The following is a 20,170-nucleotide window of genomic DNA, read 5'->3' on the forward strand; positions in this document are numbered from 1 at the left end:
GCTGTTTGTTCCCTGTTTTTGCGGCTGGATATCATATCATTGGTGGCGAAATTTTTTATAAAACATTAGGAATGACTGAGGATAACTCCCGCTACCGTTATCTCATCACTCTCAAGTTATACCGCGACGCAGATTTTACCTGTGGCGACCGTCAAGGTTGTATTGACAGATTTGAGAACCCGGTTACTGCTAACGTATTTACTTCCAATGGTTCCAAAGTTTTATCCTCCGTTTACCTCTACATTGCTTTTACCCGTCCGCTGATAGATACCCTGAAAAACCCTTGTCTCGCTCCGCAGGCCCAACACCTTGAAGTAGCTTTTTATACCGCTACCATCGAACTGCCACCCGTTGTTGGAGGATATTATGTTTCCTCCCAACGCTGCTGCCGGGGCGAAAAACTGAGTAACATCTATGATTCTGAACACGAAGGATCTACCTATTATACCGTGATACCGGGAATAGAATCGAGGCCCAATAATAACAGCGCGTACTTCGACCGGGATACTGCTATTGTCATCTGCAACGCCATGCCGTTTAGCCTGGATTACGCTGCCTATGATGAAGACGGCGACAGCCTGACCTATAACCTTTGCAGCGCATTAACAGACGGCTCCAGCGCCAATGAAAGCAACTCCACCACACCGCCGCCCTATAATTCAACTGTAAGCTATATCCCGCCTTATTCAGGCAATAACCCAATGGGCGGTAATCCGGGGATATCCATTTCTTCCAAAGGATTGATTACCTGTACACCCAACCTGCAGGGAAAGTATGTAGTAACGGTATGCGTGAATGAATATGACCTGGTAACCAAACAGTTCCTCGGCACCCACAGCAAGGATATTTTACTGACCGTATTTAACTGCCAGACAAAAATCACCGCCATTTTTCCACCGGTGCTGAATAACTGTACAGAAGACCCTTCTTTACACGTTCCTATTACCAATTCCAGCGTAGCCGGTTATACATCTACCTATTACTGGACCTTTGGTGATGGTACCGATACCCTCACCGATACAAAAACAATGTTCTACCACCAGTATCCGGACACAGGTGTATACAAAGTAAAGATGGTGGTTAACCCCGGGCTGGCCTGCACCGATAGCTCCGAAGGGGAAATATTTAACTATCCCGGATTAACGGCAGGCTTCACCACCACCGGGTACTGCAAGGGTGATCCCGTTCAGTTCAACGATACCTCTTCCTATCTGTATGGAAATATTACCGGTCACGTCTGGGATCTGGGGTTGCTGGACAGTGTGGTTACACCTGGTTCACAACGATCTATGAGATATACTTTTCCTAAAGGTGACGTATATACGATTTCACTGACGTTGCTGACGGATAAACAATGCGTAAAAACTGTGAGCAAAAACATCAGGATTTACGAGGTAAATCCGTTTGCAGGCAACGATACCATCCTGGCAAAAGGACAGCAAATGGTGATGCAGGGCAGCGGCGGGGAGTTTTATTCCTGGTCGCCGGCCGACGGACTTGATAACCCCAACATTGCGCAGCCGGTGCTAACCTATAACAAGGATATCTCTTTTGCGCTGCGCGTATCCAATCAGCAGGGCTGCTTTGGCTTCGACTCGGTACATGTAAAATATTACACCGGCCCCGACATGTACATCCCCAACGCATTTTCACCCAACGGCGACGGGCTGAACGATTACTTCCGGTTTATTCCTGTGGGCATTACTACCTATACCTTCTTCCGGATCTTCAACCGGTGGGGAACGGAAATTTACTCCTCCACAAATTTCCGCGTTGGCTGGGACGGTACCTTCAAAGGGATGCCGGCGCCTGTAGATACCTATATCTGGATACTGCAGGGTACAGATTTCAATGGAAAAGAGATCCTTAAAAAAGGAACTGTGACGCTGGTCCGCTGATCCTTAGTAAATTGCATAAAAAAATAACCACTCATGGGAATTGTTCTTATCACTGGTGCAACGGCCGGTTTTGGTCAGGCATGCGCTATTACTTACGCCGGCAAAGGTTATGATGTGATTATTACCGGTCGCCGGAAAGAAAGGCTCGAAGCATTGCAAACCCAGTTAACGCAGGAATTTGGCATCAATGTACTGGCATTGAATTTTGATGTAAGAAAAGAGGAAGAAGTAAAATCCGTTTTAGGCACTATTCCGGAAGATTGGCGCAAAATTGATATCCTCGTGAACAATGCCGGGCTTGCGGCCGGTTTAAGCACCATCGACGAAGGCAGCACGGACGATTGGGATGCCATGATAGACACCAATGTAAAAGGACTCCTCTATGTGTCGCGCACCGTTATTCCATGGATGCGCTCCCGCACAATGGGTCATATTATCAATATCGGTTCCACTGCCGCCAAGCTGGTATATGCCAAAGGCAATGTGTATTGTGCCACCAAAGCGGCGGTAGATGCCATTTCCCAGGGTATGCGTATTGATTTGCTGCCTTACCGCATAAAAGTAACCGCTATTCACCCCGGCGCCGCTGAAACCGAATTTTCGATGGTGAGATTTAAAGGAGATGAAGATAAAGCGAAAGAAGTGTACAAAGGATTTATTCCTTTAACCGCCCAGGATGTAGCAGACGTAGTATACTACTGCACATCGCTTCCACCGCATGTTTGCATCAACGACCTGGTAATGACGCCTTTACAACAGGCCAACGCATATTACATAGATAAAAAATAACACATAGATGTGATTTCATTGCTGGATGATAGTCTTTATATTTGGAAACATTTATATATTTCCTGTACCGTTTCGCAGAAAATCTATGCCAATGCTGTCAGAACTAAGACTATCCTAAACATGAAACCATATCCCTATGCTTACATTTATGACTATGTATTTGCTGCGTCTGTACTATCCCCGGTGGAAAGAAGGCTGGCGCTTCTATTTCGGTAACTCCCGGAAAGGCAATTATGGCCGTTGGGCATCGCGTAAAGATTGGGCCGGACAAAAGGGCTTTTCCCTGGGTTACAGCTGAAACAAGTTTTTGAATTTTGGGATTTAGTTATTTGATTTCCTTTTTATTGATTCCGGGAAACAAACAGCTAAATCCCAAAATTATTTTACGGCATACTTAACAGGCTTACCACCACTTCACTCTTATTGCCTGCTCTTCTTTTATAAGCCACTAATGCTTTATTGTCCTTTACTCCGCTGATCACCGGGAAATTAGCATAGGTACTGTCGTTAGTAAGAACACCTGCTTCCATCGTTTTTCCATCTGCCGCTTTATACTGAAAGCCTATCCTGCTGTTGAAATCGCCCTTCCACTTTACCGGTTCATCCCACACAATCATGATATGATCTGCTATGGTAGTCATTTGCGGATGCTTTGCCATAGGCGACTTACTCAGCGACTCCTTTTGCGTATAGGTGTTGCCGTTATCAACAGAACCGCAATAGAAAGCGCCTTGTCCGCCACCCATTGTAAACCAGGCAAAGTGCAGCCCCGTGCTGTTGGCGGTAAGTGTTGGTCCCGTGTGCGGACATCCATTTACCACCCAGTTATCTGCACTGATACGCACGGGAGCAGAAAAGGTACGGCCACCATCTGCAGATACCTGGTGTACCATATCACGGATAGAGTCGTTGATGATATCGCGGTAGGCCAGGTGAATATTGCCATTTTCTGCGACATACATTTTTGTGCGGCAGCACTGGCAAATGGTGGAAGCCACAGGGACAGCATGTTGAAAACCATTACGCCCGGCGGTGGTGGCGAAGTAAAGCGTAGAGCCTTCTGCGTTAGTATCCTTCCGGTTGTCCAGCCAGATAGCAGCAGCCTCTCCTCCCGGCAATAAGGCCATATCAAAATACCGCTGGTCGTACCCGGCGGTATCCGTTACCAGCGGCAGAGCGGGCTGCCACGTTTTACCATCGTCGAACGACTGTGTATACATTACCTTGCCCGCATACTTATTCCGCGGATCATTGGCTTCCACACCAAAGAGCGCGATCACAGTACCACCGGGTTTAAACAACAGCTTAGGTAAATTTTCATCATGCGGATATACGCCCGCAGAAGCAGGAATAACCACCGGTTCAGAAAACGTATATCCATTATCGTTAGATACCGCATAATACATCAAACCGGTATCTGCATTACTGTTTGTTTCCACCCAGCTGATCACCGGATGGCCACCGGCATCCTTTGTAATAAAAGGACAGGATGCATCTTTTCCTGTATGCGATACCACTACTGCCTTACCTGGTTGTAATGTACGCGGCTGGCACGCGGCAACTCCCATCATCATTGCTATCCATACTGCTGCTTGCTTCATCTGTTTATTTTTTACCGGTAAATGTATACGCCACGCCTAAGTTGAAAGTCTGACGCGGGCCTACCCTGTAGGTTTTGCCATAGGCAGATTTTTCTGCAGTAGTGGCATACAACTGATCGCCTATATTCATGCAGTTCAGCCAGCACTCGAATCCTTTGTAAGCATATCCTGCCCTGGCATTAAACAGGTTATACCCGTTATACAAAGAAGTATTGGCAGGGTCCATATAATACTTACTGATATGCTGCCATTCGGCGCCCAGCCTGAAACCATTTAACAGCGCTGGTTTCCAGGTAACTTCTGTATTCGTGATCCATTTCGGCGCACCGCTCATCTGGTTGTTGTTGTACACTTTACTACCATCTGCATAGGCTTTAAAAATATGTTCCGCGTAAGTACCGCTGGTACGGATCAACAGGCTGCGCAGCGGCGTGTACTTTACGTTCCACTCTACCCCGCTGTGTGTAGTAGCGCCGGTATTCCGGTTTTCATACACACCATCCGCATTTCTTACACTGATAATTTCGTTGCTGCCATTCATGCGGTAAATACTCAGATCAGCATAACCTTTTTGCTGTGCAAACGCAAACCAGCCACCGGCTTCATAGTTCTGATACGTAGCTGATTTCAGCACCGGCACTTTCACGCCTGTGTACAATTCTGAAATATTGGGAGGCGCAAAACCTACACTGTAATTTGCATACAGTCCACGGTTTTTACCGAGATTGTACGTGAGGCCCAGCTTGGGTGTAAGCGCATTAAAATTATTCCCCTCACTGGGTGCGCCGGTATACGCCGAAGGGGTGAGATGATTTTCAAAATTATAATCCATCCGATCGTAGCGCAAAGCGGCTACTACCCTCATTTCCGGCAGCGGTGAAAATTCAAATTGTGTATATACGGCACTGTTGAGTAATCCTACACGATAATCCGTAAGCAGGGAATCTGTGTTCCGGTAGCTGGTGTAATAACCGGCAGCATCTTTTGTAATATCAATATAATTGGCCACGTAGGTAGCAGGACTGTAATCGGCGCTCACACCGGCAATGAGCGCGGCCTGTTTCCAGCTGAATTGTTTTTTGTGTTGCGCAATTATGCCATAACTGTTAAAGCCGTCGCTGTTGATTTGTCCGTTTGCTTTTAAGGTACCTCTTATATCCTTGATCGCATAAAAGGGATTTTGCCCGATAGTATTATTACGGAAGAAGGCGGTGAAAGTAGTATGGTTACTGTTATCCCATTCATGTTCCAGCGTGCTGCGCACGCGTAATGCCTTTACTTCCCGGTAGGTAAATGTTTGAAAGCTGCGGTAATCTTTTGCGAAGAAATGGGTGCTGTCCAGACCACCGGTTTGATCTGTTTTATAATTAATGAGTGTAGCGGCATTGGTCCATTTATTCTTTTCATTGATCTGGTAATCCACTTTTGCGGTGAGCGCCAGTTTATGAAAATCGCTGTGATCCATATAGCCATTGGTTTGATTGGCATAGTAACCACTCACCGCAAAACCCATTTTTTTCACGGTATTGGATACACTGAAGTCGGTTCGTTTATATCCCCAGTTGCTGCCTTCCAGTTGAATCCTGGCGGTAGGCACCAGCGTTGGTGATGCGGTGATAAAATTAACCGCACCACCTACTGCTTCGCTTCCATACAGGGAAGACGCCGGACCACGGATCACTTCTACTGTTTTCAATGCGGCCATATTGATTTCAATGAGCGCGTTGTGATTAAAGTCGCCGATAGTTCTGATAGGGATCCCATCTTCCAGGTAAAGGAACAGGCTTTTATAACCGATAGGCTGACGGATTGCCATCGTATGCTGTTCGTTGCCCAGGTCTACCATGTATACGCCACTCACTTTATTCAGTACTTTATCCAGCGTGGTGGCTTTGGTTTCACTTAATGTTTGGGCCGAAATGGTGCTGATAGCCACCGGCGCTTCCGAGCGCTGCTGCTTATCGCGCGAAGAGGATACAATGATTTCATTCAGGCTGGTAGTGCTTTGGCGCAGGTAGATCACCGGCATGTTAGCGGCTGTTTCAGCAGGTAACTGCATGGGTACGTATCCTACGTAGGATATTTCTATAGAGTCTGCCGCAGCAGCTGTTAATTCGTATTTCCCCTGTGCATTGGTATTGCATCCGTTGGCGGCATGCAATAGTCTTACGTTCACACCCGGCAGGGCTTCTTTTGTTTGTGCATCTGCCACGCGCCCATGTATCTGCTGTGCATAGCTGTTACCAACAGCCATGCAGGCAATGAGGAGTAAACAACATTGTTTCATGTATGTATATGTCATTAACTGTTCGCCGGTGGCGAACAGGGTTAGTCAGGTAGTATAAGTTTCAGGTTCAGACTAACGCCAACTGCGGTGGATGGAAGATGGAGGGGGAAAGTGTATCGAGGCAGGGAGCCTTATAATAAGCGTTGAATACGGATTGGTTAACGGGTGGAGTGGTATGAAAGGTTTGTAATGTTTCAATGAACATCACCTCATATTTATCTTTCCCGTTATTATTATTTTTATCCTGTTGGGCATCCCGGTCGAGTTCTTTTTTGAGATGACAGCGGCCGTTACAGTGCATCTGGGGCTTGTTCTTATTTTCACAGAGAACGCTGGCGATATAGGACTGGTTTACTTTAAACTGTACAAAAACCACGCTCCTGCTGAAGTTTTGTAACAGCAGTCCCAGAAATATGCATATGATGCCAAGCCCTTTCACGCCGCAAACCTAGTAAATAATTACCATTCCCCTGTTAAGAAAAAACGGATTTATAGTTAGATAAACGGGACAGTTTATGCCGTTGTCCATCTAACTATAAATCCATTATATATTTTTATTACCTACTGCGATAATACAAACCGGAAGGTAATACCGCCGCTGGTGCTGGTTATCGGGTAAGCGGTGGAGATAACCGGTATGGTTTGTCGCCGGTCGTAGAAGAAGCGTAAGTTCAGGCGGTTATTCACCACATAATCGATAGAAGGGGAAATTCCCACTACTTTCTGGCCGCTGGTAGGAATAGACAGATCGGCGTCCAGTCGGTTATTGGCCGTTTTATCATCCCGGAAGCTCAGATCCAGCCGGAAGTTCATATCGTTTTGCAGTTTTTTGCCGCCGTTTCTGCTAAAGGAGAACGGCATTTGAACACCTCTCACCCTGTAACCGGCTCCGATGATAATTTCGCTGGAGCGCACTTCCGTGAGCTGGTAATCGATGAGGCTCAAACTGAGGGAGCGGCTCTTTCTGAATTCCACCCTTGCATTCAGGCTGTTCACAAAAGTCAGGTCCACACCCAGTAACGGGGAGAACGACTCTGTAAGCGTGAGGTTAGGCACCAGGAAATAAGGATAATAATTTCCCGATATGGTATCCCTGAACGCCGGGAACCCGGTGAGCCGCGGATCTTCAAAATACATGGAAGTATTATAGGAGTTCATGCTCAGCGTACCGGTGTAAGCGTGCCTGATGGTAAAATTCGTAAGGAAGGAACGGAATGGTTCCAGCTTGGTTAAACCGTTGTAGGTGAGACTCCAGTTTGGTTTTGGAATATAATTGCTGAAAGGATTGCTCTTCACATTATCGTTGCCTTGTTTCAGCAATGACACCTTATCCGGATCCGCGCCGGTATATGCCGCCAGGAAGGCCGGTATCAGCACGTCCTGCGCATACCGTGTATAACCGTATGCGTACGCAGGATCTTTAGGATCGGTGGCGGGTACGCCCGGATCTTTATTGTATGGATTGGCGGCGCCCAGTCGTTTTGAAATAGCATTTCGGTACGATTCAAAATTGCGGAAGGTTTGTGAAATACCATCCGAGGTATTGATTTTACCAAACATTGTTTTGATAGCGATGTAAGTAATTTCAAAACCGCCGGCATCGTATGGACTCAGGTGCTGGAAGTTTGTTGGATCTGTGAGATTTTTGAACAGTTCCGTATGTGTTTTGGTAAACGACTTCGTCATGGTCAGATCAATGCGCAGGTCGTTAATCGGTTCCAGCTGGGCCTGTAAGTCCCACCTTTGTGTAAACTGTTGTTGCGCCTGGATATTAAACATGGTATCCGGCGTAATGAGTCCTTTCTCTGCAAATTTGTCGAGCCATTTCCGGTCGGGCTGGTAACCAAACACGAAGTTCAGGCCCGGCGCCATAGTAGCCCAGTTCATACCAATAATTTTGGTACTGTCGATATAACCAGGCAAACGGGTACCGGCGTTTTCGTTGTAGTTAAACCCGATCCGTTTCAACATCATCAGTGGTTTCAGCAGTCCTTTCACCCACGGTGAAATTTCATCAGAAGAAGCTGTCTGGTTCTGGTTGGACTGTTGGTTGCCGTTGTTTTTGTTGTTATTGTTATTATTCTGGTTGTTGTTATTCTGTGGTTTCCTGGCATTTACCTCCCGCAGGAATTTCGACTTGTTATAGAGTTCGGTGAATTTGAATTCTGCCGTCAGTGTTTTCTGCTGGGAGTTTTCAATCGCGTTACCGAGGTACAATGCCAGCTGGGAAGCGCCTGTCCACCGGTATTCCGTGCTGTAACCGAAGGCGATGTTGGTCCAGCTGAGTGCGGGGAACTTCGACGTAGGCAATGTGTACGTGAAGTTGGCGTTGTGCATGTAGTTGGTATTACGTCCGCCTTTGAAGAAGTTACTGCGCACGGTATCTTTCTTCGCTGAGCTGTTGATACGTCCGTTGGGTTCATCGATGCGTGCGTTATTTACCGCGTTGAATTCAAAGTTGATACTACGGGTAAGATCCCATTTAACAGTGTAGTACCGGTCGAACGTAAAGTATTTATTATAGGTTTCCGGGAGTTTATATTGCACGTCGCCGCCCACATTACGTACGCGGGTAACGCCAAACTGCCTGGAAATATCTGCCCTGAAGCTCAGGATAGAAGGTACATAGTTAATATTGAAATCACGTATCAGGTCGAGCCAGTGTGTTTTACTCTTAATCAGTTTCTTAAACGGCTCCAGGTAATGTGGCTGCCCGGCATAGTTATATCCCAGCCCACCCCTGTGTTTGGTGAGCACATCATTTTCGATGATGGGGTTATGCCGCTGGATCTGGGAAAAGGAATAACTGATATCAAAGTTTTCCACATCCCAGAGGTGTCGTTTTCCACCGCCGCCCAGGTTGAGTTTCCGGACGTTGGTGAAGTTGAGACTTTTGATAGAAGTAAAGTCCTGGGCATCACGGCGGATGGAATCTTTCTCCCGCCTGCTTCTGGCCAGGGCAATTTTATCTTTCAGTTTTATATCCAGGTCATACGGATCATATTCCGGGTTGCTGGCCGACTGAGAGTAGCCGGCATACACAGGAATAGAGATACCGGCTTTCTTTGGCAGCAGCTTACCCAGATCGAGGTTGGCTGCGGCGTCGTATTGCAGGAAGTTATCCCTGAACCGTTCATTTACACGCTGGTCAATATTTCCAAAGCCGGCGGTGTGCATATTACCGGAAACAGAAATTGATCCCAGATCAGAGAGCTGTACATCTACCCTTGCCAGTGCAGCGTATCCGCCTTTTTCATCAAAATCGGTGAGACGCAGTTCATCCAGCCATACTTCCGCGCAGCGGGGCAAACCATCATCTTTCGGGTTCTGGATACCGATCATCATGGTGCGGGCATCTCCCAGGCTGGGGTTACCGATTACCGTCATGAAGTTTCCATACTGATCGGCTACGGGGTTGGCCGGGTAAGGCAGCAGCGGCGAACAGGAATCGCACATGTTGCGTTGCTGCTTCAGGGTGCTGAGCTGCGACATCAGCAGGTCGAGGTTATTACGTTCCGGCCAGATGTCCAGCGCTGTTTTAGGTCCGTTCCAATCCGTTACTTTCAGTGGAATACGGTATTCATAATAGTTGCTTACAAAATCGCTACCAATACGGATAACGGCTTGTATCTGTCCGTCTTTCAACGCAGTGGCAGCACCTACTGCTTCCGCATGGATAAACATCTGCAGCCTTTTGTACTGGCGCAGATCCATATTCAGCGTTTTGTACATGGCGCGTATTTCACCATCCTGCAGGTTACACAGCTGAACGGACAATGATTGTTCATTCAACTGGAGGGTGGTGTTATTAGTGCTGATCGTGTTTTGTCTTATTACTCCCGGTGGCAACACATATGGTATAGGTGTGCGGGAAGAGTTTTCTTCAATATTTACTGCAGAAGAATTAAAGGTAGTAGTATTATCCAGCGGAATAGGATCACCGGGACGCAGTTCGTAGAGATAACGGCGCCATTGGTTGCGCACCAGCTCCAGTTTACCAAAACGTACCACAACAGAATCGTTGAAGTTGGTGAGGAACATACGCATGAAACGGATAGATTTAAAATCCGGTATGCTGCCTACTTTCGCGTTGTACTGGTTCAGCGGTACTTTAAACTGGTACCAGGTTTCCGTTGTTTTCTGGTTATTGGGTAATGTTACATCTGCCTCTATCTTATCCACAATAAAGTTGGAGCCTACTGCCATATTCGGCTTCAGGTCTACCCTATACTGGAAGTATTCTTCTGTTTCATTCATGGTATTATCCCTGTTCAGATCTTCTGATTCAGGAATATTGGTAGCGGCAGATGAGAACTGTGATTTAGGATCAGACACCGGGGAGTTGCCTTCCGGGTTGCTGTAGTTTTTATACCGCTGCAGGATAGGAAGACCATTATATACCGGATCGCGGTAATGCTTGTAATCATCGTTGGCCGGATCCTGTACGGCGCGGTTATATACCGGGCTGCCGCCAAAATTCTGTCGCAGTGTATCCATGTATCCTTTAAAGAAGGCGCCTTCATCCTGCGATTTCAAACCATCGTAACCCACATCCTGGTAGTTGCGGATATTGGGATCGTTATCAAAAGCCTGGGTGATCTGCTGCTGGAACTTAGGTACACGGCCCCATTTGGAAGAATCGATCTTATTCGGATCCTGGCGGGGATCGGGCATTCCGTTTTCAAAGAATTTCTTAGAGTCTTTGAGAATATCTTCCGATACGTTACCGAGGTTAAAATACAGGGAACCGCCGGTGCTGTTAGGCTGTTTGATAAAGGGGTCCTGGATCCAGAATTCGATGTATTCTATATTGGCTGTTTCGAAATCACTGTTGTCAATGGCCCTCATGATACCACCCCATTTACCCTGTGGCCGTGCCAGGTGGCCGTTATTGTCCATCGCAATGGGGGTATTGGTAAAGTTATAAGGACCTCTTTCCGTAGGATAGTAGGCCAGATCGAGTGTGCTTAACTGGCTTTGTCCGAAATCAGTAGACCTGTTTTTGAATACTTCTTTCTGGTATACCAGCCTTACCCGTGGGTCCGACTGATCATCTACAGAAATACCCGCCGGCAGGTTGGGGGACTTTGGTAACTGGAGGGTAGGTTCAATGATATACCAGGACAGTTTTGCCCTGTTTTTTCCGTAATCCAGTATATTATTCAATTCTGCTTCCGGGAACATCACCTTGCCGTTGGCATCTGTAGCGCCTTTTGGCGTAGAGGCGAGCGCCCAGCTGGTAGCAGGGAACTTCAGATCATAACCGCTTTTCACGCCTTCGAAGTCGTCGATATAAGCAGTACCTTTTTTGCTGCCGGGTTCATTTACCAGTTTACTGTGGCCCGGGAACAAGCGGGCTACCTCACCCGTGAACAGGATACTGGAAGGAGAAGTGCTGTTATAGTTGGGCAGTTTATCGAGGAAGCGGTTAAGCCCTTTCCATTCGGAGGCATAGTTTGCATCCAAACCTACCATCGTGTTTTTAATAGGATCTTCCCCATAGTTCACCTTTTGGTAATAGGGTCTTTCGCTCATGCGCACCACTGTACCACCAATACTTAGTTTATCATTTACAAGATAATCCAGGCGGGTACCAAAATAGTTCCGGACCTGTTGCCCGAAGAGGGAATTATTTTCAAACTGCACGTTGATAGGTACGCCGGAGTTGAGTACGCCTCCGTTAATAATTTTCAGACGGCCGAGATTATAATCAATAATATAATCCACATTTTCGCGGAGCTGCTGGCCACCGGCGGTTACTACCACTGACCCCGGGGGGATGGTGGTACCGGAGCCGAGGTTAATTTCCGAACTGCTGGCCGATTTATAGGAACCCCTGATCACATACCGGTTCAGTTGCGGGAACTGTTGGGCAACTACTTTGATGGAGTCATATAATACGTTATAGAGGTATTGCTTTTCCAGGGTGACGTCGCCATTAAAGGCTTTCTTCAGTCCGTCGGCAAATGGTTCCAGTACCGGGAACATGATTTTACCCGTCAGGGAATTGATCGTATAGCCTTCCACGTAATCGAACACGCCATCCGGCTGTGGATCCAGCTGGTTGTTGAGACGGTCGAGGTTAAGAATGGTAATGATCGGTGCGCCGGCATAGTCGCCTTTTGCATCGGGGATATACCGTTTATCGCTGGGAGGGCGGCCTTCCGCGCCGGGATCTTTATAGTATACATCCATGCGGAAGTCTTCCTTATTTACCTGGAAGGCGCCGGTGGCGTAAATATTTTTCATCATCAGGTCCCATACCGGGAGGGTAGGACGGGCCGAAGTAGCTTTGAGCAATTTGAGGAACAGAACGGGCTGGTTGGCACTGTTGTTCTGATCCGGGGGCACATCCTGTGAAAACTCACCCACCTGGTATACCCTTCCGTTGTAGGTATACTGATAAGCTACGGCCAGTACTTCATCCGGTTGTAACTGTTGGTTAAGTGAGATGAAGCCCAGTTGTCTGTTATAGATGTATTCGGTGGAATCGAGTTTACGGGCAAATGTTTTTTCAAATTCTGATACCGGCTGCAGGCCGATATTGAGCAGGCGGCTCACCACTGTTCCGGTGTTACGGCTGGCCGGATCGCTGATCAGTTTTGAATAGAGGTCGTTGGTTCCTCTGTCCGGCAGCTTGGAGCTGGTAAGTACCGTGATATCGTCTTTATTATAAGGCTCCTGTTCTGCCAGGTCCATCAAACCAACGATATCGCGGGTTTGAGTGGTGGCGCCGGTTTTATTGGTTACCCATACTTCCAGCCTGGTGATATTTACCAGTGACTTGATCACCGGCAGGTTGGACATGGCGCTGTTGAAATTATTGCGGAAGTACTGCGCCAGCAGGAAGTGGCGGTTATCTTCGTATTCGTCGGCCCTCAGGTTATAGTCCTGTACCTGGGTACCGCCTTTGAGCATGAGGTTTTGTTTCTGCGACTTCTGGTTGGAGAGTACACTGGTAACGGTTAAGCGGCCGAACTGCAGCTGGGTTTTCACCCCGAAGAGCGACTGGATACCCGATATGAGGGTACTGCGCAGGGGAAAGCTTACGTTACCGGCTTCAATTTTCTTGATAATCTCATCGTTGTAGCCGGTGTACTCCAGTTTTACCTGGTTCTCAAAATCGAACTGCGACTGGGTATTATAGTTAGTAATGAGTTTCAGTTTATCCCCGATCTTACCTACTACGTTCATGTTGATACCCATATCAAAATTGAACCCGCCGTTTTTCCTGGCCTGTTCTACCAGCACGGGGTTTTTGATATTCTGGCCCTGGTATCCGAAAGTGAGGTCCAGGCTACCCTGGGGGCGGATATCCACCTTGCTGCCGCCGAAAATACGGTCGAACAGGTTGTTGCCATTATACAGAACGGGGCCATTGGCGCGTTGGTTCAGGTTACCGAGTGCGCTGGCTCTTTTCTGCCAGTAGTCCTGTTCACTTTGTTTGGATTGCAGTTTATAGAACTCATCAAAGTTCATGTAGGTAGGGTTACGGTAATACTGGTTACCGATTTTTTCGGTAACGGTGTATTGTTTGGTAACCGGATCGTATTCTACAGATTTGTTGATATTGGAAGGGTCCTTGAGATCAATAGCATTCCCTGACCCCTGATCCGTTATTTTGGGGCCACGTCTGTCTTGAAGGGGGTATTTCAAGGTATCTTTTTTCCCGGTAGTATCGATTTTGGTTTGAGGAGTAATGGTGGTATCCGGTTTCCATCTACTTCTCGATAATTTCAGATTCCCAGAACGATCCCTAGCGGCAGTGTCAACAATGATAAAGGATACAATTGCTATCACCACAAAAGCACCATAGTATGTCTTTCTTGCCAAGAAAAATAGGTTTTATAGAGGATTTTATTTACTTCTTATAACGTTTTCAGAGCCTTCTTTATCAGTTCTTCCAAATTTTGCAATAGCGGCTCATTTTTCATGACTTTCTGGATAGACGATTCTGCCATATTCCGGGCTATTCCCAGAGTTATCAGAGCATTTAACGCATCTTCATGGATTGTATTGTTCACACTGGCAGATAAATGTATGCCGGTATCCTTATGCTTCGTCAACTTGTCTTTTAGTTCCAGAATTATTCTTTTGGCTGTTTTCGCACCGATTCCCTTCACGCTTTCGAGCATTTTTTCATTTTCCATCATGATCGCCCGTTGTACATCTTCTGGTTGTAAAGAAGACAACATCATGCGCGCGGTACTCGCGCCTACCCCTGAAACACTGATCAGCAGGAGAAAAAGGCTTCTTTCTGCTTCTTCAAAAAAACCATATAAAGTGTGTGCATCTTCCTTAATCTGGAGGAAGGTTAACAGTTTGCAACTTTCCATATTCTGTATCCGGGAATATGTATTGAGGCTGATCTGTACTTCATAACCGATTCCATTCACATCCATATGAACAAGAGCAGGCGACTTATATGCTAATTTACCATTCAGATAAGCAATCATACGAGGTAAAGGTTCAGTAAATTAATTAAACTTTTGGAAATTGATTAATAATGTATTCGGGAAAACCGGGGCAAAGATGCTAACTTTTAACGGATTGACAATCCCTAATATTTGTCATATGCGACTTTTTTAGGAAATATACGTTTATATCGTATTTTTACGCCTCGTTTTAAACACATATTTAGTTTATATGAATAAAATAACGGCCGCTATTACAGCGGTGGGTGGGTATGTTCCCGATTACGTGCTAACCAACCAGGAATTAGAAAAATTAGTAGATACAACGAACGACTGGATATTAACCCGGACGGGCATTTCGGAGAGAAGGATATTGAAGGGAGAAGGGAAAGGGACTTCTGATTTGTGTGTTCCTGTAGCACTGGAAATCTGCAAAAAGAGAGGAATTTCTCCGGAAGAAATTGATCTGTTGATTGTAGCCACCGTAACCCCGGACATGACTTTCCCGGCTACCGCCAACGTGGTAACCGACAAAATCGGCGCTAAAAACGCTTTTGGCTTTGATATCAGCGCCGCCTGCTCCGGCTTTTTATACGCCCTGGAAACCGGCGCCCGGTTCATTGAAAGTGGCCGTTACGCCAAAGTAATGATCATTGGGGCCGACAAAATGAGTTCTATCATTGATTATACCGACAGAACCACCTGTATCATCTTTGGAGATGGCGCCGGTGGCGTATTGCTGGAACCTAATACAGAAGGCTTCGGGTTAATAGACAGCATCCTGAAAAGTGATGGTCATGGCCGTGAATACCTTCACATGAAAGCCGGTGGCTCCGTAAAACCTGCCACCATTGAAACCGTAAACAACCGAGAACACTACGTATACCAGGAAGGTAAAATGGTGTTTAAATATGCCGTTTCCAATATGACGGAAGCAGCGAAGGATGTAATGGAACGTAATAACCTCAGCGCAGACGATATTGCATGGCTGGTACCCCACCAGGCGAACAAACGTATCATTGCGGCCACTTCCCAATACATTAACGTACCGGACGAAAAAGTAATGATGAATATTCACCGCTATGGCAACACCACCGCGGGTACTATTCCTTTATGCCTGTGGGACTACGAAAAGTACCTTAAAAAAGGCGACAACATAATGATGGCTGCCTTTGGCGGTGGATTCACCTGGGGCGCCAACTACATCAAATGGGCGTACGACGGGGATAAATACGGTAAATAAACATACTCCCGATATTACAACGGATAACAGCAGCGGATCATTCGCAGCTGTTATCCGTTTGTGTTTTCAGCCCCCTCCAGCACCACGGTAAACACCAGGTATCTCCCTTCACTGGTAGTTGCCTGTACGGCGCCTTTCATCTTATCCATAAAATCACGGGTAATAGCATAGCTAAGGGCGTGCATGTCGTGCTGCCAGCTGGACAGGTGCCGTAAAATGTCCTCAGTAGCCGGGCCGGCATCCGCAATGATGCGGGCGTATACCGCCCCTTCGTTGTTCCAGGCCGACAGGATCAGCAGGCTGCCCGGCCGGGCATACTGTATGGAGAGGCGCATCAGGTGCAACTGGGCTACCCGGAGCATTTCCGGATCGGCCATTACCACACATCGTTCCGGCAACAGGTTCACCACCACCAACGCCTTCTCTTTCACATCAGGCGCCGTTTGCTTTAAAACCTGCAGGAATATATCATCCAGCAGGCAGCGTGTCCCCTGGTAGGTAAATCCAGGCAACTGCATGCGGATCCACTTTAAAATATTATCAAACACGCAGAGCGTGTTACCGGATACCAATGCAATTTCCCGGATCAAAGCAGCCATAGTAGCCTGGCTGGCGGCCTGATTCCGCAACTTCAGCGCCACCTCTGAAATATGATGCAGCGGCGCGCGGAAGTCATTGGCAATAAGGGTAATCAGCTTGTTCTTAAACTCATCATTTGCCCGCAGGGCTACATTTTTAAGCGACAAATGGGTGTAACTGTCTGAAATAGCCTGTTCCTGTTCCTGCCAGGTAATGTATTGCCGGTACCGGCTGTACAGCAGGATGAACAGCAGGATCACAATAATAAACAGCCCGGCTATTATAAACTGGCTGTGTTTTCTCCGGAGCTGTACCTGTTCCAGTTCCTGTTGTTGCTGCTGGTTGCTGCGGGATAACCGTTGCAGGGACTGTTCCTTTAAAAAGAAGGCGATATAATTAATAGGGTCTCTCCCCTGCTGATAACGGTGTTGCGCGGCCAGCCGCATTATTTCCCGGCTGTAATAATCAGTTTTCGCAACCTGGTTATGCTGTTGGTAGTAGTCGTATAATCCTGCCAGTACGGGCAGGTTCAGCTCAATACACCCGGCCTTTTTAGCCAGCTGGTAAGAGAGCTCCCGGTACCGGGTGGAATCTGTATGATACCCCAGCCGGCTATAATCTTCCAGCCGGTTATAAATGTCCATCGCTACATACGGCAGCCCCCTGTTCAATGCAGCCGCTGCCAGTTGGTTGATCCCCGCCTCTGCCTCTTTTCCACGGCCCTGTATTACCAGCGTATCTGCTGCGTAGGCATCAATGTACAGCGGCAACCGGCTGTGCGGATACTTTTCACTGATATGTGCAGTTGTTCGCAACGCCCATTGTACGGAGTCCTTACGGGTGCTATCTTTATAAAAACGCATGGCATAATTTACCAGTAGAATACTGTAGATAGAATCCTGCGATGCCGGGAGCCTGGCAGCCATATGAAAGGCTTCATAGAAATAGTTATTGGCGTCTGCCGGGCGTCCCATATTGCGATAGTAGAGATAGAGGTTACTCAGCGTTTTAGCAATGCGGCCGCTGTCTGATACCGCTTTGTGCAGCTGCAGCGCTTTGTAGCCATAGATGCCGGCTACATTAAAATCTGTTCTCAGGGCGTAGCAGAAACTCATTACATCAAAGGCGTCTGCCATGCCTTTTTTATACTGCCATCTTTCCGCTATTTCATATTCCCTGATAGCATAGGTAAAACTGCTGTCGAGGTTAATCATCATATACAGTGCGCCGAGTTTCCCCAGGGTGTTGATATAGGCGATACTATCATGGGGAGCGGCTAACTCATGCAGCAGTTCCGGCAGCTGCGGGCTTTGGGCAGCAATACGGGGTGCCGCGCATAACAAGGCGAGCGCCAGCAACGTGGCGGATAAAATGCGTTGGTAATATGAATAGCTGATGCGGCGTATCATGCTTTTTCCGATGATTCCGGCAGCTGGTAATAAAAGGTGCTGCCTTCCTCGTAATTGTTTTCCGCCTTTATGTTTCCGTTCATTTTATCTATAAAGTCTTTGCAGATGATGAGTGCCAGTCCTGCGCCTTTCCCTGCGCGATCCTGTTCGCTGGTGCTGCTGTTCCAGTTAAAGAGATGTGGCAGCACGGCGGCGTCTATGCCGGAACCTTCATCTGTAAAAGAAACTGTAAGCCAGTTATTTTTACGTGTAGCCGTTATAGTTATTACGCCATAGTCCGGTGAAAACTTAACTGCGTTATGTAAGAAATTCCGGTGGATGAACTGCAGCATTTCATAATCTGCCAGCACAGTAGTTCCTGCCGGGATGTCTATGGATAAGCGAATATCTTTCCCCGCAAGCAAATGCTGCAGGTTGCCGGCTGTGGCGTTGATCATTTCTTCCAGCAGGAATATTTTAGGATGATATACGAAGCCCGACAGCTGGGTACGGATCCATCGCAATATTTCTTCAAAAATAACCAGGGTATCGGAAGCGGTATGTTCTACTTCCACAATCATGCTGGCCGCATCGGTTACGGTGAGCGCCTTTTCATCAATAAACCCGGTGATATTAACGATGTTATACAGGGGCGTTCTGAAATCATGCGCAATCATTGAAATCAGTTTATTTTTGAAGTCGTCGTTATCCTGGAGGGCTTTGTTACCAACGCGGATCTCCTCCTGCAAAGTGGCCATGCTGGCGGCATTTTTCCGGGAAAGGCGGTGGGCGCGCACAAAGTAAATAAGCAGGATAATGAGCAGGATAGCAATGGCCGCTATGATCAGCAGCTGATAATACCAGAAATGATTTGTGGCTTTATTAAAAGCCAGTTGTTCCTGTTGTGAGTGATGTTGCTGCTGAAGGGAATCCAGCCATTCATCGCCAAAGGCATAGGAGAGATAATCTGCTTCGCCGGCCTGCATGTCTTCCTGTTGCTGCTGCATCACACCGAGTGCGAGACGGCTGTATCCGGAGGCTTTGGAGGCATCGCCCGATTGCAGGTACGTGTTATATAACCCGGTAATCGCGGGCAGCATTAACCCGGTGTATCCACCGGCTACCGCATAGTTCACCGATTTACGCTGATACAGCAACGAATCTGCTTTTCTTTGCCAGATGCAATAGCCTGTCAGCTGCATACAGGCGTACATGGCAATGTAGTTAAGCCCTGTACTGTCGGCCGCGGCCATTATACCTTTCAGGGTTTCTTCTGCCTTCTTTATTTCACCCGCCCTCATCTGTTCATGTGCGGCAAATAACCTGGTGTATAAAATGCCTGGTTCGTCGTGATACCTGTCAGTGAGGTTGAGGGCCTGTTGCAGTCCTTTTTGTGCAATGGGCAGCACAGCAGAGTCCGATTCATTAATGATGTAATAGCTCACCAGCACCCAGGCCCGCAGGGAGTCGAGTCCCGCATCCCAGGCTACTTTCAGCGCCCTGTTGATATAGTTCTGCGCTTCCGTATGTTTTTGCTGGTACTGGTAAAAGGTGCCAATATTCATCAGCGATACCGCAACGCCTGCAGAATCGCCGGCGGCGCGGCAGGCGGCCAATGCGTTGTCATAAAAAAGAAAGGAAAGATACCGGTGTGGCCTGAGGGCATAATACCGGCCCATGCCCCGCAATGCGTCACGTTGTCCTTTGCTGTAATGAATACGCTCCGACAACTCACTGGCCCGCCGGGCGTATACGCCGCTGCTGTCCAGCTGTCGCGGCAGATACAGCGACGATAACCTGTTCAACGCATCTGCATAGGCAGCACTGTCCGTTAACCGTGGTAACGCATTCTTAATTGCTATAATATCATTATGCTGGGCGCATAATGCCTGCGAAATAAAAAGCAGGGCGCAAAGGCCCATACGGTGTAAACATGACATAAATGGGAATCAACAGCCTGTAAAATAATTT

The 20,170-nt window shown here is 47.4% G+C and carries 11 protein-coding genes; 4 read left to right on the forward strand and 7 right to left on the reverse strand.

Annotated elements, in window-relative coordinates; genetic code table 11:
• Positions 1-71 precede the first annotated feature (71 nt).
• The 3 genes from V7S65_RS17490 to V7S65_RS17500 all read left to right on the forward strand — a co-directional run bounded on the left by V7S65_RS17490 (position 72) and on the right by V7S65_RS17500 (position 2,985).
• Positions 72-1,898 carry a T9SS type B sorting domain-containing protein gene (locus V7S65_RS17490; RefSeq protein ID WP_336387424.1) on the forward strand — a complete coding sequence of 609 codons (1,827 nt, stop codon included), beginning with the start codon at positions 72-74 and terminating at the stop codon, positions 1,896-1,898.
• A 33-nt stretch (positions 1,899-1,931) separates the two neighbouring features.
• Positions 1,932-2,687 (forward strand): SDR family NAD(P)-dependent oxidoreductase, encoded by a 756-nt coding sequence (locus V7S65_RS17495; RefSeq protein WP_336387425.1) that lies wholly within the window; start codon positions 1,932-1,934, stop codon positions 2,685-2,687.
• Positions 2,688-2,823: 136 nt separating this feature from the next.
• Positions 2,824-2,985 (forward strand): hypothetical protein, encoded by a 162-nt coding sequence (locus V7S65_RS17500; RefSeq protein ID WP_159454266.1) that lies wholly within the window; start codon positions 2,824-2,826, stop codon positions 2,983-2,985.
• A gap of 85 nt (positions 2,986-3,070) precedes the next feature.
• Here V7S65_RS17500 and V7S65_RS17505 read toward each other — a convergent pair whose 3' ends face one another.
• The 5 genes from V7S65_RS17505 to ruvA all read right to left on the reverse strand — a co-directional run bounded on the left by V7S65_RS17505 (position 3,071) and on the right by ruvA (position 15,031).
• Positions 3,071-4,288: a sialidase family protein gene (locus V7S65_RS17505; RefSeq protein WP_336387426.1), complete on the reverse strand. Its 1,218-nt coding sequence runs from the start codon at positions 4,286-4,288 to the stop codon at positions 3,071-3,073.
• 4 nt (positions 4,289-4,292) lie between these two features.
• Positions 4,293-6,575: a TonB-dependent receptor gene (locus tag V7S65_RS17510; protein WP_336387427.1), complete on the reverse strand. Its 2,283-nt coding sequence runs from the start codon at positions 6,573-6,575 to the stop codon at positions 4,293-4,295.
• A 67-nt stretch (positions 6,576-6,642) separates the two neighbouring features.
• Positions 6,643-6,951 (reverse strand): hypothetical protein, encoded by a 309-nt coding sequence (locus tag V7S65_RS17515; protein WP_133256095.1) that lies wholly within the window; start codon positions 6,949-6,951, stop codon positions 6,643-6,645.
• Positions 6,952-7,136: 185 nt separating this feature from the next.
• Entirely contained in the window at positions 7,137-14,408 is a 7,272-nt protein-coding gene (gene sov, locus V7S65_RS17520; RefSeq protein ID WP_336387428.1) for a T9SS outer membrane translocon Sov/SprA, read from the reverse strand.
• 35 nt (positions 14,409-14,443) lie between these two features.
• Positions 14,444-15,031, reverse strand: a complete 588-nt coding sequence (gene ruvA, locus V7S65_RS17525; protein ID WP_079469364.1) for a Holliday junction branch migration protein RuvA — start codon at positions 15,029-15,031, stop codon at positions 14,444-14,446.
• 190 nt (positions 15,032-15,221) lie between these two features.
• Here ruvA and V7S65_RS17530 point away from each other — a divergent pair, with 190 nt between their 5' ends.
• A complete protein-coding gene (locus tag V7S65_RS17530; protein ID WP_079469365.1) occupies positions 15,222-16,232 on the forward strand; it encodes a beta-ketoacyl-ACP synthase III in 1,011 nt (336 codons plus the stop codon).
• Positions 16,233-16,282: 50 nt separating this feature from the next.
• Here the strand turns inward: V7S65_RS17530 and V7S65_RS17535 are convergent, their stop codons facing one another.
• Entirely contained in the window at positions 16,283-18,220 is a 1,938-nt protein-coding gene (locus tag V7S65_RS17535) for a sensor histidine kinase (RefSeq protein WP_336387429.1), read from the reverse strand.
• Positions 18,217-20,139, reverse strand: a complete 1,923-nt coding sequence (locus V7S65_RS17540) for a sensor histidine kinase (RefSeq protein ID WP_336387430.1) — start codon at positions 20,137-20,139, stop codon at positions 18,217-18,219. Before V7S65_RS17540 ends, V7S65_RS17535 begins: the two co-directional genes overlap by 4 nt.
• Positions 20,140-20,170: the final 31 nt, after the last annotated feature.

It is taken from the genome of Chitinophaga sp. CCNWYY40, from assembly GCF_037483205.1.
GTDB classification, from domain to species: domain Bacteria; phylum Bacteroidota; class Bacteroidia; order Chitinophagales; family Chitinophagaceae; genus Chitinophaga; species Chitinophaga ginsengisegetis.